Genomic DNA, 17262 nt, shown 5'->3' with positions numbered 1-17262 from the left:
CCTCCGGACGGCGCCAACGTCTCGATGAGGAGTAAACGTGAGCCACCACGGAAGCAGCGGATCCCCGCGAACTGTCCGCGACGTCGTTTTTGTTGACGGCGTCCGCACACCCTTCGGCCGGGCCGGCGAGAAAGGCATCTACGCCGGAACCCGCGCCGATGACCTGATGGTGAAGTGCATCCGCGAACTTCTCCGCCGCAACCCCACCCTGCCCGCGGCCCGGATCGATGAAGTCGCTGTTGCCGCCACCACCCAGACCGGCGACCAGGGCCTGACCCTCGGCCGCACGGCCGCCCTCCTGGCAGGGCTCCCCCGCACTGTCCCCGGATTCGCCATCGACCGTATGTGCGCCGGCGCCATGACCGCGGTGACCACAACGGCGAGCGGCATCGGCTTCGGCGCCTACGACGTCGTCATCGCCGGCGGTGTGGAGCACATGGGCAACCACCCGATGGGCTCCGGCGCCGATCCGAACCCGCGCTTTATGTCCGAGCGGCTGGTTGACCCTGCCGCCCTGAACATGGGCAACACGGCCGAAAACCTGCACGACCGTTTTCCCGCCATCACCAAGGAACGCACAGACGCCTACGCGGTCGCCTCGCAGGACAAGCTCGCAGCCGCATACGCCCAGGGCCAGATCCAGCCTGACCTCGTTCCGGTCGCTACCCTGAAGCCGGGACAGGGCTGGACGGTGAACAGCGTTGATGAACCGCCCCGGCCGGGCACCACGCTCGAGGACCTGGCGGCCCTGCGGACTCCCTTCCGCGCCCACGGCCGCGTGACGGCAGGCAACGCCGCCGGCCTGAACGACGGCGCCACGGCCGCCGTCCTGGCGTCCTCGGAAGCTGCCGCGGAACTGGGCCTGCCGGTCAAGATGCGGCTGGTCAGCTACGCCTACGCCGGCGTCGAACCGGAGGTCATGGGCATCGGCCCCGTGCCCGCCACCGAAAAAGCACTGAAGAACGCCGGCCTCAGCATTGAGGACATCGGACTCTTCGAGATCAATGAAGCCTTTGCCGTGCAGGTCCTGAGTTTCCTGGACCACTTCGGAATTTCCGACGACGACCCCCGCGTGAACCGGTACGGCGGCGCCATCGCAGTGGGCCACCCCCTCGCCTCCTCCGGGGTCAGGCTGATGAACCAGCTCGCGCGGCAGTTCGAAGAAGATCCCTCGGTCCGGTACGGGATCACCACCATGTGCATAGGCTTGGGCATGGGCGCCACCGTCATCTGGGAAAACCCGCGTCACTCGAAATACACAGATTACAGCGGCGCCGTCGCAGCAGTCGTCCAGGAAGCAAACTCAGTAGCCACCACCGAAGGAGCCGCAGCATGAGCGCCGCCGATTTCACCAAGCTTGCCGAGCTCTTCCCCGACGAAACCGTGACCCACTCGTACGTCCAGGACATCAAGCTGCCTGCCGCCCCCAGCCAGCAGAGCCCCGGAGTGTTCGTGCTGATCACCCTGGACAACGGCCTGGACCACTCCAAACCCACCACGCTGGGACCCAATACCCTGGTGGAGCTGGGCACCGTCCTGGAGGGCCTGAAGGAGCGTGCGGCACGCGGCGAGATCGTGGGTGTGGGCGTGACGGGCAAACCGTACTTCCTCGTGGCCGGCGCCGACCTGTCCGCGGTGAAGTCGCTGGAGAATCGCGATCATGGCCTGTGGATGGCCCAGCTCGGGCATGACGTTTATGCCACGCTGGCTAACCTCGGCGTTCCCAGCTTCGCGTTCATCAACGGCGTTGCCCTGGGCGGCGGCCTGGAGATCGCCCTGCAGTCCACCTACCGCACGGTGTCCACCGGCGCCGGCGCGCTGGCGCTTCCCGAGGCCTTCATCGGCCTGGTCCCCGGCTGGGGCGGCGTCTACATCCTGCCGCGCCTGATCGGACCCGAGAACGCGGTCAAGGTGATGATCGAGAACCCGCTCAGCAACAACCGGACGCTCAACGGGCCGCAGGCCTTCCAGCTCGGTATCGCCGACGCCCTGTTCGAACCGGCAGACTTCCTGGAACAGTCCCTCGCCTGGGCGGCCACCGTCATCACCGGCGAGGTGGTCCCGGCACGGGCCAACGCCGTGGATCCCGCTGATCCCGCCGTTGCCGGGCGCTGGTCCGCAGCAGTCGCCGCCGGCCGGACGTTCGTGGAGGCCAAGACCTCCAATGCCTCGCCTGCGCCGGCCAAGGTCCTGGACATCCTCGACGCCAACCGGACCATGTCCCAGGCCGAATCGGCCGCCTTCGAGTGCGAAACCCTCGCCGGTCTGATGCAGACAGACGAGTTCCGCGCTACGGTCTACGCGTTCCTGGATTTGGTCCAGAAGCGTTCCAAGCGGCCTGCGGGCGCACCGGACCGTAAGCTCGCCCGTCCGGTCACCAAGATCGGCGTCGTGGGGGCGGGCCTCATGGCCAGCCAGCTGGCCCTTTTGTTCGCCCGCCAGCTCAAGGTCCCCGTGGTGATGACGGACATCGACCAGGCCCGTGTGGACAAGGGCGTGGGCTACGTCCACGCCGAGGTGGACAGGCTCCTCGGCAAGAAACGGATCAGCCAGGACGCAGCCAACCGCACCAGGGCACTGGTCACGGGATCGGTCTCCAAGGAGGCCTTCGTGGACGCGGACTTTGTCATTGAGGCTGTCTTCGAAGAGCTGAACGTCAAGAAGCAGGTCTTCGCCGAGGTGGAGGCAATCGTCTCGCCGGAATGCATCCTCGCCACCAACACGTCCTCGCTGTCCGTCACGGCCATGGCCGAAGACCTCGCGCACCCGGAACGGCTGGTTGGCTTCCACTTCTTCAACCCGGTGGCCGTGATGCCGCTGCTCGAAATCGTGCGGGCACCCAAGACCGACGACGCCGTGCTGGCCACCGCTTTTGAGCTGGCCAAGGGCCTGAAGAAGACCGCGGTGCTGGTCAAGGATGCGCCGGCCTTTGTGGTCAACAGGATCCTGCTGCGGCTGATGGGCGAAGTGACGGCCGCGTTCGACGAAGGCACCCCTGCCGAGGTCGCCGACACGTCGCTGCGTCCCATGGGCCTGCCGATGACGCCGTTCACGCTGGGTGCCATGGTGGGCCTGCCGGTTGCCCAGCATGTCCAGGAGTCCCTCCACGCCGCTTTCGGAGACCGCTTCGCTGTGTCCACGAACCTGCAGAAACTGATCGAGAACGGCGTGAAATCGCTCTGGGCCCCGGCGGCCGACGGCTCCCAGGAGATCCCGGAGTCCACCCTGTCGCTGATGTCCTTCGGCACGTCACCGTCCACCGGGGACGACGTGCTGCGCCGTGTGCAGGACGCCCTCGCCGAGGAGATCGGGCTGATGCTGGATGAGGGCGTAGTGGCCGGTCCTGAAGACATCGACCTCTGCATGATCCTCGGCGCTGGCTGGCCGATGTTCCTGGGCGGCATCACGCCGTACCTGGACCGTGTTGGCGCCTCCGAACGGGTCAACGGCAGGCGCTTCCTGGCGCCGGGCGTCGCGTCGGGCCTGACGGGTCAGTCCTCCGAATCGGTCAGCCCGGATGCAGCCACCCCGGAATCAGTCCGCGGGTAGCAGGCGGCCGGCCTCGATCCGCACCAGCCGGTGCGCGATGGACCGGGCGTAGTCCAGGTCGTGGGTGACCAGCACGACGGCGGTGCCCTCCGCCGTCGTGCTGCGCACCACCCGGTCCAGCGCGGCCAGCCCATGGCCGTCCAGGGAAACGGTCGGTTCGTCCAGGGCAAGGACTGGGGGACGCCGGGCAAGCACTGTGGCCAGTGCCAGAAGCCGCTGCTGGGACGCGGGCAGTTCGGCCGGGTGCCGCCCGGCAAGGTGCTCCAGGCCAACGGCGGCGAGGGCCTGCCGCACCGCCTGGTCAGCCGCCAGCTGCCCACGCTCGAGTCCGAAGCGGACTTCCCGTTCCACGGTCCGCTCAAACAGCTGGTCCCTGGGCTGCTGGAAAAGCAGCCCCACGTCACCGGACACCCGTCCCGCGGGCTGTCCGCCGATGTTCCGACCCTTCACCAGCACGCTGCCTGCTGTTGGTTGGAGCAAACCGTTGAGGTGCCTCAGCAGCGTCGACTTTCCGGCGCCGTTGGGACCTGTCACCGCCAGGATCTCGCCCGCGCTGACGGTCAGGCTGAGTCCGTGCAGGACCGGGTCAGCCGGCGGGCCCGGTTGTGCCCTGAACCAGCCTCTGCGCTGTGTCCCCCGGTACGTGAACGAGACGTCACGCAGCTCCAAAGCCGGCGGACCGTCGACGACGGGTGGAAAGCCGGCTTCTGCCAGCGGCCGGGGACCTGTATCTGGACGGGGGCGGACCACTCCCGCCAGTTCCAGCGCCCCGGCAGCCACGACTTCTGCCGGCGTGCCAGCCGCGGCCACGGTACCGCCGGCAAGGACCAGCCAGGTACCGGCGTTGTGCAGGAAGGCATCGGCCCGCTGGCTCAGGATCACGACGGCGGTGCCGTCCTGGACGAGTTTCCGCACCAGGGCAGCAAGGTCTTCGGCTCCGTCCGTGTCGAGGGAGGCGAAGGGTTCGTCCAGGATGAGAACCGCGGGGCGGGCAATGACCGCGCAACCGATGGCCAGGCGGCGCAGCTGGCCACCGGAAAGCGTGGCAGGATCCCGGTTCAGCAGCCGGGTCAGGCCGGTCAGTGCTGCCGCGTGCCGGACGGCGCCGGCCATCGTCGCACGGTCAATCCCCGCGTTTTCCAGCCCGAACGCCAGCTCCTCGGCCACCGTGGCACGGACCGTGGACAGGGCGGCGGAGGGATCCTGCGGCACAAAGCCCACCTGGCGGCCCCAGCTCCCGGGATCGATCCGCGGATCGGCGGCTGTTCCGGTGAACCGGAGCCGCGTGCCAGCAAGCTCGAGAAAACCCGTGAGTGTCCCGCCGTCGCCGGGCAGCAACCAGCCGGCGAGCAGGCGTCCCAGCGTCGACTTGCCGCTGCCGGATCCGCCGAGCACGGCTGTCAGCGATCCCGCGGCGAAGGCCACGTCGAGGCCAGCCATAACCGGTTCCTGCTCGCCGGAGAAGACAAATTCTTCGATACCCGCTGCCAGGGCCGGAGGTGAGCCTTGCGCCACTTAAGAAGCACCCGCCGTCGGCTGCCAGAGGCGGGCGGCGATGGCCGCCACCGCCGCCAACACCAGCACGAGGCGAACCCACCGCTGGATCGGAGAATCCTGGACCGCCCGGTAACTGGTGTGTTGCCCGGCGCTGCCGAACCCGCGGGCCTGTAAGGCTGCCGCGCGGGTGCCGGCTTCCTCCACGAGGGACAGCACCAGGGGCACCGCCTGCCACCGGAACGCGCCTGCGCGCCCGACAATTCCAGGCCTGATCACCAGGCCACGCGCTTCCTGGGCCTGCCGGATGCGCCCCAGCCGTGAACTGATGGCCGGCAGCAGTGTCAGGGTGGAGGCGAGCACAAACGCGAACCGCGCGTGGACGCCGCGGGCGGACAGGGCAGCCACCAGGTCCGGGACACTTATGGTGAAGGAACATAGCAGCAGCACCAGCACCGCCGCGGAAAGCTGCGCAGCCCGCTCGAGGGCAAAATGAAGCCCTTCCACGGTGACCCGCGCAGGGCCCCACCGCACCAGGACCGTGGTGCCCTCCGGAAAAAAGAGTCCGTGCATGGCCAGCAGTGGCAGGACCAGCGGAGCCAGGATGACCGCCACCGCCGGCAGCATCCGGCGGGCCACTCCCCCGGCTACCGACAAGCCCGCGGCCGCGGCGATCACGGTGAGGGACAGCGGCCAGCTGGCAGCCGCCGTCGTGATGACTGCAGTGCTGCCGGCAGCCGCCAGCGACGTCATGGGGTGCAGACGCATCAGGGGTGGGTCAGGCGTCCTGGCCGGCGGATTTTCCGGTGGATTCGCCGGTGGGCTGGCTGATGGCTGTTCCGGCAAGCACGCGGTGCCGCCGGACAAACGGGAACTGCAGGCGGGTGCGGCGCGGCAGGGCGTACACCAAGACGGCCACCAAGGTGAAGACGATGGCCTTGTCCATGGGGTCCGAGATCAGGGCCTGCTTGGTGATGGCCGCCAGGAGGGTGTCACCCATGGAGCGGAATGCGCTGACGATGGCGCCGGTGGCCAGGCCGGAGGTGCCGCCGAAGACGAACGCGGCAACGGGAGCGGAGACCACACCGCCGATGATGCCGGCCAGGAACCCTGCCACCGGTGCCAGGTAGAAGCGCCGGAACAGGCCGTGGCGTGCGGCGACGCCGGCCAGGAAGCCGATCAGGGCGGCACCGGCGGCGAACGGCAGGACGGTGGGGTTGAAGAAGGACCAGACAATGCTGCTGAGGGCGCCCGTGGCTGCTCCGGCGGCGGGTCCGGCCAGGACGGCGATCAGGACGGTGCCGATGGCGTCGAGGTAGAAGGGCACCAAGGTGCTGCCCACGAACTGGCCCAGGACAATATTCAGGACCAGTGCCACCGGAATCAGCACCAGCGTGGACACGGGCAGTGTGGGCAGTACGCCGATTATCAGCAGCACGGCCCCCACGAGGAAGCCGGACAGGGCGATCAGGGCCGACGCGCTGCCGGGGCCGCCGGTGATGTCCGCGGGCTGGTTCAACACCAGGTAGATGTACGTGCCGGCGATGGCCAACGCTCCGAGGGTTTCCAGCAAGCGGCGGTTCCGGGCAGTGGCCGGTGACGGCAAGGTGAGGGAGGGCGATGACATGGCGTTCCTTCTGGGATGCAGGCTGTGGCGCCCGGATGGCCCGGGCGGTGAGGAACGCCGCCTATGTCACCTCGGCGGCAGCCGGGGGCGTCTGCGCCGGCCCGGATCCGGCATCAGTCTACCGGTTCCGGGACCCGCCAAGCCGGGCGTTGCATGTCGGTGTGACCAGAGAGGTTCCCCGCGAACTGCTGACCTGTGTTTGAGTTAGAGACATGGCCTCCCTGCATACGGACGAAGTTAACCTCAAGGAGAAGACAGTCCGCCGACTCATCAATCACCAGTTCCCTGCCTGGGAGCACCTGGCCCTCTCGCCTGCCGGGGAAGGCACAGACAATCGCATGTTGCGCCTGGGCGATGATCTGGTGGTGAGGTTGCCGCGGACGTCGGGCACCGCGGCCGATGTGGCCAAGGAACAGACATGGCTGCCGCGCCTTGCACCGCACCTTCCGCTCAGCATTCCCGAGCCTGTGGCAATCGGCAGGCCGGATGAAAGCTACCCGTTCCCCTGGTCGGTGTACCGGTGGGTCGACGGTACAGAGCTGAACCCGGAAAGTGAGCAGGATCTGTCCCGGCTCGGCCGGGACCTGGCTGGCTTTGTCCGCGCCCTCCACAGCATCGACCTCATGGGCGCACCGCGGGAAGAGCCACTGTTGTCGTACCGTGGCGGCAGTCTGCGGGATCTCTCCACCGGGACGTCAGCGAACCTCGACGCCTGCCGCGGCATACAGGGACTCCAGTTGGATCTCGACGGCCTGCAGTCCATCTGGCAAGCGGCGTTGGAACTCGATCAGCCACGGTTGGCGCACACCTGGATGCACACCGACCTCAAGCCCTCCAACCTCCTGGTCCGAAACAGCGTGCTGGTGGGGGTGGTCGATTTCGGCGGTCTCTCGGTCGGTGATCCGACCTGCGAGCACGCCGCGGTCTGGGATCTCCCGGCCGAAGCCAGGCATGCGTACGCCGAGGAACTGGGCCTCGACAAAAGCACGCGGCTGCGCGCTCGTGCCTGGGCGTTGGCCATCACACTGTCGGGGGTTCCCTACTACTGGTCCACCTGGCCGGACTTCGCACAGGAGTGCGTTCGCAGGCTTCAACTGATTCTGCGGGACACGGACGATGTGTAACGCGGGGACCTCACAACGTGTCCCGGAAGCGGACCGGTTGACGGAACCTGGAACCCGCCAAACTAAGCTGCAATTAGCCGCCACTCCTGGCTAACAGTCACACTTGCCGTCCTGACCTTTCCGAAAGGCACAAATACCCCCTTACGACCTGGCCATCATCGGATCCGGATCCGGCAATTCGCTGATCACGCCGTTCTGGGATGACAAGAAGGTTGCCATGATCGACGCCGGCGTGTTCGGCGGCACGTGCCTGAACGTCGGCTGCATCCCCACGAAGGTGTTTGTGTACCCGGATACCTTGGCGGCCGCGCCCAGGGAGGCCGCCCGCCTGGGTGTGGACCTGAGCCTGGACAAGGTGCGGTGGAATGAGCTGCGGGACAGGATCTTTGGCCGGATTGATTCGATTTCCGAGTCCGGCCGCCGCTACCGCGCGGAGGAATTGAAGAATGTGGACCTATACCAGGAACACGTCCGGTTCACCGGTCCGCGGACGCTCACCACTGATTCCGGGGTGGAGCTCACCACGGACCGCGTGGTGGTGGCCGCGGGTTCCCGGGCTGTGCTCCCCGACGTGCCGGGGATCGGCCTGCCGCACGTGCACACCTCGGACACCGTGATGCGCCTCGACGGTCCGCCCGAGCGGGTGGTGGTGGGCGGCGGGTACATCGAGGACAACGGCGACGGCAGCGTCACCGTTGTGTTCGCCGACGACGACGGCAAACCTCTGCGGGTCGCGGCGGACATCGTCCTGATGGCCACCGGGCGGGTGCCGAACACCGACCGGCTGGGCGTGGACGCCGCCGGCTTTGACCTGGATGAGGACCATACCCTGTCCGTGGACGCGAACCTCCGGGTCCTCGCCGGCGGCAAACCCGTTGACGGTGTCTATACCCTGGGTGACATCGCCAATAGCTACCAGCTCAAGCGCGTCGCCAACCGGGAGGCCCGGGTGGTGGCGCATAACCTGGAACACCCGGACCGGCTCCGGACCAGCGACTACACCGCAGTGCCGTTTGCGGTATTCAGCAATCCGCAGGTGGCCTCCGTGGGCCTGACCGAGGATGAAGCCCGGTCCCAGGCAACAGCCGGGACACACGTTGTGACCGCCGTCCAGGACTACGGCTCCACTGCCTACGGCTGGGCCATGGAGGACGAGGAAGGGGTGGTCAAGCTTGTGGCCGAGCGGTCCACCAGCTCGCGCGGGGACCGTACTGGATCCATCCGGCCCTCATGGAAGTGGTGGAGAACGCCCTGCTCGCGCTGGACGTGGACGTGCCTGAAAACGCGCCGCTGTAGGGCGAACGTTCAGCGCAGCCGCGCCGCGAGGCCGCCGACGGACCGTATCAATTCCCCGAAGGCCTGCTCAGGGTTGTTGTTCGAGACGATCCGGGCATTTGGCGGGTGATTCCACAGGTTCCGGTAATCGGCCACGGTGGTCCCCATCAGCAGGGGCGATTCAACCTCGACGTCCACGGTGGCCAAGCGGGTTGCGTAATCGAGCGTCCCGGCGGCCACACCGGCAGCGAAGTAGTCGTGGACGTGCGCCAGGTAGCCCTGGCCGTAGAGACGGTGAAACTCAAAGTAGAAGCGAAGGGCATCGGACAGGTGCCGCACCAGCGGACTGTCGGCCGTGCTCCTGAGCCCTTCAGGCTGCTTCGGCAGGACCAGCTCCCGCTCACTGCAGCCGGCCGCCTCCGCGAGCCGCAACACATGCTCCGGCCGCAGCTCGATCCGCTCAGTGGTGTCCAGTGAACAGACAATGGGCAGCCGGTCCACCGGCAGGCCGCGGGAGGCCGCATAAACTTCCTTGGCCGCCTGCGGATCAACGTGAGTATTCCATTCGGCGGTGGGAGTGGTGTTCCCCTGGTGGTAGAAGCTGCCGCCCATGATAACTACCTTGCCCAGCAGTTCTGGCAGCCGAGGTTCGCGGCGGATGGCCAGCGCGAAGTTCGTCAGCGGCGCCGTGATCAGGGCCGTGAGCTCCCCCGGATGTGCCCGGGCCGCCTCCACCCACAGGTCGGCGGCGTGCCGCGCCGAGACCGTCCCGGACGGCGGCGGCAGGACGGCGTGGCCAATGCCCTGGGGACCATGGGTTTCGGGCGTGGTCACCAGCGGAATGCTCAGCGGAGCGGATGCCCCCACGGCGACCTCCACCCCGGTGCGTCCGCACAGTTCCAGCATGGCGAGGGTGTTCCGCGCCACCTGGTGTGCGTCCACGTTCCCGGGCGATGCCGTCACGGCCACGAACTCCACCTCCGGCAAGGAGGCCAGGTAAGCCAGCGCCAGGGCATCGTCGATCCCGGTATCAACGTCCAGTAGTAGCTTGGTCATCTGCGGAGTTTCCTAAAAGAGCGCAACTTTGGGGACCTTCGGGAAGATCGCATCCAGTTCCGCGAGCTCTGCCTGCGACGGCACCCAGGCCGCAGCGGCCGCATTTTCGCGGACCTGCTCCGGCCTGGTGGCGCCGGCGATCACGCTGCTGACGGCAGGCTGGGCCGCGAGCCAGGAGAAGGCCACCTGGATCTCGGTCAGGCCGCGGACTGCCGCGAAGGAACTGAAACGCTGGAGCTGGTCCCAGTCGGCGTCGTGCACCATGTTGGTCCGCGTATGGCTCAGCCGCGACCCCGCCGGAGCCGAGCCCGGCGAATACTTGCCCGTCAGTAGGCCGTTGGCCAGCGGGAAGTAAGGCAGGACACCCAGGCCGTAGGCTTCTGCCGCCGGGGTGACCTCGAGTTCTGCCCGCCGGTCCAGGAGGTTGTAGTGGTTCTGCGTCGAAATGAAACGTGTGCCGCCGGCGGCCCGGGCCACAAATTCCGCCTCGGCAATCTGCCAGCCGGCGCGGTTGGAGTGTCCGATGTAGCGGACCTTGCCGCTGGAGACAACGTCATCGAGGGCACTCAGTGTCTCCTCGATGGGGGTCAGGGGGTCAGGCGTGTGGAACTGGTAAAGGTCGATCCAGTCCGTGCCCAGCCGCCGCAGCGAGGCCTCCACCGCACGGACTATGTAGCGCCGTGACCCCCGGGCCCCAAAGTCGTTGCCATTGGCACCCCGGACGTCCATGCCGAACTTGGTGGCCACCACCGCATCATCCCGCTTGCCGGCCAGGGCCTTGCCCAGCATCGTCTCGCTAAGTCCGGGCTCCCGCCCGTAGTTGTCAGCAACATCGAAAAGCGTCACGCCGGCGTCGAGGGCGGCATGAACGACGGCGTCAGTCCCCGCCTGCGATTCGGTCACCGTATTGGCACGGCCCAGGTTGTTGCAACCGAGCCCCACCACGGAGACGGTTAGCCCGGAGTTTCCCAGGCGTCGGTAGTCAGGCATGGATTTCCCCTCTAGAGGCTGAACGAGTTGGCAGGCTTCGGGGAGTGCTTGAGTTTGAAGTTGTCCGGTTCGCTGAAGGGCGCGGCGCCGATGCTGAGTTTGGTGAAGTCGAGGTCTTCGCCACGGCTGCAGACCTTGATTGCGCTGACAGCCTTGTTCACGTCGGGGCAGAGGCAGAAGATGTTCAGTTTATAGTCGCTGAACTCCGAGCGTTCCACGGTTCCCAGGCCGCGCCAGGCCAGGTGGCTGATGAGGGCGTCCTTCGCCTTTTCCTCAAGGTAGCGGTCACGGTCCGTGCCCTCCTTGGTTTTGAGGGCGAACTGCGCCACCACCCAGAACTGGTCCTCGTCGGGGATTTCGGCGAAGCCGTCCTCGGCGCACTGGACGGCAAAGGCATCCATCAGGCCCTCCACCGCGGCGGCGTCCGCCACATCGGTCTCTTCGGTTTTGCTCTGGTGGCCAACCACGCCGTAGTTCATCACGAACTGGCTGTAGTCCTCGTCGAACCAGCCTTCACGGAAGTGCAGTACTCCCTCGTCGTCCCGTTTGTAGACCCTGATGATCCCGCTCATGACCGTCCCTTCGTGAACCATCCGGCGTCTGTTCCGTCGAATGGTGCGTGCTGTGCCTTGACGGCCTGATATAGCTCGTCCGCGGCCGCCTGGATGTCATCCACCAGCAGGTCCGGGTAATTCATGGCGACGCGGTGCTCGGCGAACTCGTCCTGGTCATCGATGAAGACGCCCCGGCCGGCCATGCGGATCACGTCCAGGTCCATGTCGATCACATGGAACTCGGTGACGGCGGGCCGGATGTCCGTCCACTCGTGGGCGACGGCGAGGTCAACGTAGACCCTGACGCCGCTGGGGTGGGCGTCGTCGTAGAACGTGGCCACCCAGTCTCCGGACCGCGGCACCAGCAGCACGGCGTCGGATGCTGTGTAAAAGGCGGCGCCCGGGCGCGAACAGAATTCGTTGGTTCCCTGGAAGATCCACCAGCCGTGCCGGTCCTCGCCGAGGTACCGCCCCGGGACCACCCAGTGGGCTTGCCCGTTCCATTTCCGGTTCCGGGCCACCACCAGCTGGCCTGGCTGCAGTCCCGCAGGAACGCGGGTGGTGCTCGTGTGCCTCGCCGGGCTTGAATCCCCGACGGCGGACGGATACTTCAGTGCGTCTTCTTCCCTCACAGGATCGGCAGGCTGCCGGTGGTGGGGTGCTCCTGGCCTGGCAGGGGGCGCGCGAAGGGGACCTTTGTGCCCAGAACCTGGGCGACGACGTCGTGCGTGATCTGCTGGGCCGTCAGCCCGACGCGCTCCAGCACCTGGCTGCGTGTGCCGTGGTCCAGGAACTCCGCGGGGAGCCCCACCTCGTTCAGGGCGGTGTCCACGCCGGCCGCGCGCATTTCCTGCCGGATCCGCGATCCGACGCCGCCTGCCCTGACACCGTCCTCGATGCAGATGACCAGCCGGTGGTGGGAGGCCAGCGCGATGATGGAACGCCGCACCGGCAGCACCCAGCGCGGGTCCACCACGGTGGTGCTGATGCCTTGGGCGCCCAGGCGGTTGGACACGTCCAGGGCCAGTTCGGACATCGCTCCGACACTGACGATCAGGACGTCGTTTTCGGTGGAGCCGGCCGGCCGGCGGGCCAGCACGTCAACACCGTCGCCCAGGCGTTCGATGGCCTCCACTTCGGCGCCCACGGTGCCCTTGGAGAAGCGCACCACGGTGGGGGCGTCGCTGATGGCCACGGCCTCGCGCAGCTCTTCCCGCAGCCGGGAGGCGTCGCGCGGCGCGGCGAGGTGGAGTCCGGGCACGATCTGGACCATTGCCATGTCCCACATGCCGTGATGGCTGGCCCCGTCAGGGCCGGTGACACCGGCCCGGTCCAGGACGATGGTGACGCCGGCTTTGTGCAAGGCCACGTCCATGAGGAGCTGGTCAAAGGCACGGTTCAGGAAGGTGGCATACACGGCCACCACGGGGTGGAGCCCGCCGAAAGCCATGCCGGCGGCGGACGTCAGCGCATGCTGCTCGGCGATGCCGACATCGATCACGCGGTCCGGGTGCTTGGCCGCAAACTTATGCAGGCCCACGGGAATGAGCATGGCCCCGGTGATGCCCACAATGTCGGGGCGTTCGTCGGCGATCTTCACGATTTCGTCAGCAAAAACAGACGTCCAGGACTGTGCCCCGGAAACTCCCGTCGGCTCACCGGTCTCCGGATCGATAATGCCGACGGCGTGGAACTGGTCCGCTTCATGGGCCCGGGCCGGGGCGTAGCCGTGGCCTTTTTCGGTCATGGCGTGGACAATCACGGGACCGGCGTAGTTCCTGGCTGTGGACAGGGCGTGCTCCATGGCCTGCAGGTTGTGGCCGTCAACCGGGCCGATGTACTTCATGCCGAGGTCTTCGAACATGCCCTGCGGCGCCCACCAGTCCTTGATGCCCTTTTTCATGGCATGCAGGCTCTTGTAGGTGAGCTGGCCTACGGGGCCGCCGTTCTGGAGCTTCTTCTTCCACCAGTCCAGCGTGCCCTCATAGGCAGGGGCGGCGCGAAACGAGTCGATGGTGGGGCGCAGTGAGGCGAGGTAGTCCGCGAAGCCGCCCACCGTGGGGGCGTAGGAGCGGCCGTTGTCGTTGACCACGATCACCACGCGGCGGCGCTTGTCCGCCGCAATGTTGTTGATGGCTTCCCAGGCCATGCCGCCGGTGAGCGCCCCGTCTCCGACGACGGCGACGGTGTAACGCTCCGACTCGCCGGTGAGCTGCCTGGCACGGGAGATGCCGTCCGCCCAGGAGAGGGAGGAGGAAGCATGCGAGCTTTCCACAATGTCATGCTCGGACTCGGCGCGGGAAGGGTAGCCGGACATTCCGCCCTGCTGGCGCAGGGTACTGAAGTCCTGGCGGCCGGTGAGGAGCTTGTGCACATACGACTGGTGGCCCGTGTCGAACACGATGCTGTCCCGGGGCGAATCGAAGATGCGGTGCACGGCCAGGGTCAGTTCCACAACGCCGAGGTTGGGTCCGAGGTGTCCACCTGTCTGGGAGACGTTGGTGATCAGGAAACTCCTGACCTCAGCGGCCAGCTCTTCGAGCTGCTCGTGAGACAGCTGGTTCAGGTCCTGCGGATTCCGGATGGTGTCCAAGATTCCCAATGACCCCTCCTTCGGGTGGTAGACGTGCCTGTTAACTCTAACGCCTTGCGGAAAATGCAAAGCCGAAGCCCCGGCTGGTCGGTGACCGGCCGGGGCTTCGAAAGAGTACTGCGTGGGTTCAGATTCCGGCTAGTTGGCCGAGATCTGGCGCAGGACGTACTGCAGGATGCCGCCGTTGCGGTAGTAGTCGGCTTCGCCCGGAGTATCGATGCGGAGTACTGCATCGAAGGACTTGGCGGAGCCGTCTTCTGCGGTGGCGGTGACCTTGAGGGTCTTGGGCGTGGTCCCTTCGTTCAGGGCAATAACGCCCTCAACCGAGAAGGTTTCCGTGCCGGTCAGGCCCAGGGTGGCCGCGGACTCGCCAGCCGGGTACTGCAGGGGCAGGACGCCCATGCCGATCAGGTTGGAACGGTGGATACGCTCGTAGCTCTCTGCGACGACGGCCTTGACGCCCAGGAGGGCGGTGCCCTTCGCTGCCCAGTCACGCGAGGATCCGGAACCGTATTCCTTGCCCGCCAGGACCACCAGCGGGGTGCCGGCTGCCTGGTAGTTCTGCGCGGCGTCGTAGACATATGCCTGCGGGCCGTCAGCCTGGGTGAAGTCGCGGGTGAAACCACCTTCGACGCCGTCCAGCAGTTGGTTCTTGATGCGGATGTTCGCGAAGGTGCCGCGGATCATGACTTCGTGGTTGCCACGGCGTGAGCCGTAGGAGTTGAAGTCCTTGCGCTGCACACCGTTGGCCAGCAGGTACTGGCCGGCGGGGGTGTCCGACTTGAAGGAACCGGCCGGGGAGATGTGGTCGGTGGTGACCGAATCGCCCAGCTTCAGCAGCACGCGTGCGCCGGAGATGTCCTGGACGGGTTCCGGCTGCGCCTTCATTCCGTCGAAGTACGGGGGCTTCCGGACGTAGGTGGAGTTCGGATCCCAGGCGAAGGTGTCACCGGCCGGCGTGTCGAGCGCCTTCCAGCGTGCATCGCCGTCGAAGACGCCCTCGTAGCCGCGGGCGAACATGTCCTTGTCGATCGAGGAGTCGATGACCTGCTGGACCTCAACCGGGTTGGGCCAGATGTCCTTCAGGAAGACGTCGTTACCGGCTTCGTCCTTGCCCAGGGAATCGGTGTCGAAGTCGAAGTCCATGGAACCGGCCAGGGCGTAGGCAATGACCAGCGGCGGGGAGGCCAGGTAGTTCATCTTCACGTCCGGGTTGATCCGGCCCTCGAAGTTGCGGTTACCGGAGAGCACCGCGGTGACGGAAAGGTCGTTGGCCTGGATGGCCTCGGAGATTTCGGCGTCCAGCGGTCCGGAGTTGCCGATGCAGGTGGCACAGCCGTAACCCACGATGTAGAAGCCGAGCTTCTCCAGGTACGGCGTCAGGCCCGACTTGTTGTAGTAGTCGGTGACAACCTTGGAGCCGGGAGCCACGGAGGTCTTGACCCACGGCTTCGAGGTCAGGCCCTTGTCGACGGCGTTGCGGGCCAGCAGGGCTGCGGCCAGCATCACCGAGGGGTTGGACGTGTTTGTGCAGGACGTGATGGAGGCGATGGATACCGCTCCGTGGTCCAGTTCGAACTCGCGGCCGTCTTCAGTCTTGATGTGCACCGGGTTGGTCGGACGCCCGTGGGCGCCGTTCGCTGCGGACACAACACGGCTGGTCTCGGTGGTGTGCGAGTCGGCGTGCGTGAACGACGGTGCATCCGATGCGGGGAAGGACTCGTCCAGGGACTCGTCCACGCTGCCGTCTTCGATGGCGACGTAGTTGTGGATGTCCTTGCGGAACTGTTCCTTGGCATCCGTCAGCTCAATGCGGTCCTGGGGACGCTTGGGGCCGGAGATGGAGGGAACAACCGTGGACAGGTCCAGCTCGAGGTACTCGGAGAACTTGATCTCGCGGGAAGCATCGTGCCAGAGGCCCTGTTCCTTGGCGTAGGACTCCACGAGCGCCACATTTTCGTCCGAGCGGCCGGTGAGGCGCAGGTAGTCCAATGTGACGTCGTCGATGGGGAACATTGCGGCAGTGGAGCCGAATTCCGGGCTCATGTTGCCGATGGTGGCGCGGTTGGCCAGCGGCACTGCCGCAACACCTTCGCCGTAGAATTCCACGAACTTGCCCACAACACCGTGCTTGCGCAGCTGCTCGGTGATGGTCAGCACAACGTCCGTAGCGGTGGCGCCGGCCGGAATGGACCCGGTCAGCTTGAAGCCCACAACACGAGGGATGAGCATCGAGACAGGCTGTCCCAGCATGGCCGCTTCGGCTTCGATGCCGCCAACGCCCCAGCCCAGGACACCCAGGCCATTGACCATGGTGGTGTGCGAGTCGGTGCCGACGCAGGTGTCCGGGTAGGCCCGGAGGACGCCGTCAATTTCACGGGTCATGACCGTGCGGGCCAGGTATTCGATGTTGACCTGGTGCACAATGCCGGTTCCCGGGGGAACAACCTTGAAGTCGTCGAATGCGGTCTGGCCCCACCGCAGGAACTGGTAACGCTCGCCGTTGCGCTGGTATTCGATCTCCATGTTGCGCTCCAGTGCGCCGGAGTTGCCGAAAGCGTCGATCTGCACGGAGTGGTCAATGACCATTTCCGCCGGAGCCAGCGGGTTGACCCGCTTGGGGTCACCGCCGAGTTCCTTGACCGCTTCACGCATTGTCGCCAGGTCCACCACGCAGGGGACGCCGGTGAAGTCCTGCATGATCACCCGGGCAGGCGTGAACTGGATTTCTGTATCGGGCTGGGCATTGGGATCCCAGCCAGCCAAGGCACGCACGTGATCGGCCGTGATGTTCGCGCCGTCCTCGGTCCTCAACAGGTTTTCAAGCAATACCTTGAGGCTGAACGGAAGGTTTTCTGCACCTTCAACGGAGTTCAACCGGAAAATTTCGTATTCGGTTCCGGCTACATTAAGTTTGCCTTTTGAACCGAAGCTGTCCACTGTGCTCATCGCAGGACTCCTCTCGCAACAGTTTCATCTTTGTCGCGCGGTAGACCGCTT

The 17262-nt window shown here is 66.4% G+C and carries 13 protein-coding genes; 4 read left to right on the top strand and 9 right to left on the bottom strand.

Features of this window, described 5'->3' with window-relative positions; genetic code table 11:
- Positions 1 to 37: 37 nt before the first annotated feature.
- Both ACX80X_RS05775 and ACX80X_RS05770 read left to right on the top strand, forming a co-directional pair.
- A complete protein-coding gene (locus ACX80X_RS05775; RefSeq protein ID WP_252600195.1) occupies positions 38 to 1336 on the top strand; it encodes a thiolase family protein in 1299 nt (432 codons plus the stop codon).
- On the top strand, positions 1333 to 3549 hold the full coding sequence (locus ACX80X_RS05770) for a 3-hydroxyacyl-CoA dehydrogenase NAD-binding domain-containing protein (RefSeq protein WP_252600194.1): 2217 nt from the start codon (positions 1333 to 1335) through the stop codon (positions 3547 to 3549). The genes ACX80X_RS05775 and ACX80X_RS05770 overlap by 4 nt, the downstream gene beginning before the upstream one ends.
- Here ACX80X_RS05770 and ACX80X_RS05765 read toward each other — a convergent pair.
- From ACX80X_RS05765 to ACX80X_RS05755, 3 genes are all read right to left on the bottom strand, one after another.
- A complete protein-coding gene (locus ACX80X_RS05765; RefSeq protein WP_308216182.1) occupies positions 3535 to 4989 on the bottom strand; it encodes an ABC transporter ATP-binding protein in 1455 nt (484 codons plus the stop codon). The two genes, ACX80X_RS05770 and ACX80X_RS05765, sit on opposite strands and share 15 nt — an antisense overlap.
- A gap of 75 nt (positions 4990 to 5064) precedes the next feature.
- The gene (locus ACX80X_RS05760) at positions 5065 to 5811 is read right to left on the bottom strand and encodes an energy-coupling factor transporter transmembrane component T (protein ID WP_252600192.1); all 747 of its coding nucleotides are present in this window, start codon (positions 5809 to 5811) and stop codon (positions 5065 to 5067) included.
- A 10-nt stretch (positions 5812 to 5821) separates the two neighbouring features.
- On the bottom strand, positions 5822 to 6670 hold the full coding sequence (locus tag ACX80X_RS05755; protein WP_252600191.1) for an ECF transporter S component: 849 nt from the start codon (positions 6668 to 6670) through the stop codon (positions 5822 to 5824).
- Between the two features lie 212 nt (positions 6671 to 6882).
- On the opposite strand from ACX80X_RS05755, the gene ACX80X_RS05750 reads away from it, so the two are divergent.
- Positions 6883 to 7794, top strand: coding sequence for an aminoglycoside phosphotransferase family protein (locus ACX80X_RS05750; RefSeq protein WP_252609167.1), 912 nt, complete (start codon positions 6883 to 6885; stop codon positions 7792 to 7794).
- A gap of 133 nt (positions 7795 to 7927) precedes the next feature.
- Complete coding sequence (locus tag ACX80X_RS05745; RefSeq protein ID WP_459311495.1) at positions 7928 to 9199, top strand: FAD-dependent oxidoreductase; 1272 nt, start codon at positions 7928 to 7930, stop codon at positions 9197 to 9199.
- Here ACX80X_RS05745 and ACX80X_RS05740 read toward each other — a convergent pair.
- From ACX80X_RS05740 to acnA, 6 genes are all read right to left on the bottom strand, one after another.
- Complete coding sequence (locus ACX80X_RS05740; RefSeq protein WP_459311474.1) at positions 9100 to 10125, bottom strand: nucleoside hydrolase; 1026 nt, start codon at positions 10123 to 10125, stop codon at positions 9100 to 9102. The genes ACX80X_RS05745 and ACX80X_RS05740 overlap by 100 nt on opposite strands.
- 12 nt (positions 10126 to 10137) lie before the next feature.
- A complete protein-coding gene (locus ACX80X_RS05735; RefSeq protein WP_459311472.1) occupies positions 10138 to 11115 on the bottom strand; it encodes an aldo/keto reductase in 978 nt (325 codons plus the stop codon).
- An 11-nt stretch (positions 11116 to 11126) separates the two neighbouring features.
- Positions 11127 to 11687, bottom strand: coding sequence for a hypothetical protein (locus tag ACX80X_RS05730; protein ID WP_252600187.1), 561 nt, complete (start codon positions 11685 to 11687; stop codon positions 11127 to 11129).
- Positions 11684 to 12301 (bottom strand): DUF402 domain-containing protein, encoded by a 618-nt coding sequence (locus ACX80X_RS05725; protein WP_252600186.1) that lies wholly within the window; start codon positions 12299 to 12301, stop codon positions 11684 to 11686. Before ACX80X_RS05725 ends, ACX80X_RS05730 begins: the two co-directional genes overlap by 4 nt.
- Positions 12298 to 14271 carry a 1-deoxy-D-xylulose-5-phosphate synthase gene (dxs, locus tag ACX80X_RS05720; protein WP_459311470.1) on the bottom strand — a complete coding sequence of 658 codons (1974 nt, stop codon included), beginning with the start codon at positions 14269 to 14271 and terminating at the stop codon, positions 12298 to 12300. The genes ACX80X_RS05725 and dxs overlap by 4 nt, the downstream gene beginning before the upstream one ends.
- A 129-nt stretch (positions 14272 to 14400) precedes the next feature.
- Positions 14401 to 17211: an aconitate hydratase AcnA gene (gene acnA / locus ACX80X_RS05715; protein WP_252600184.1), complete on the bottom strand. Its 2811-nt coding sequence runs from the start codon at positions 17209 to 17211 to the stop codon at positions 14401 to 14403.
- Between the last annotated feature and the right edge of the window lie 51 nt (positions 17212 to 17262).

The sequence above is a fragment of the Pseudarthrobacter sp. MDT3-1 genome (genome assembly GCF_054510755.1).
This window is presented reverse-complemented; position numbering and strand designations above follow the sequence as displayed.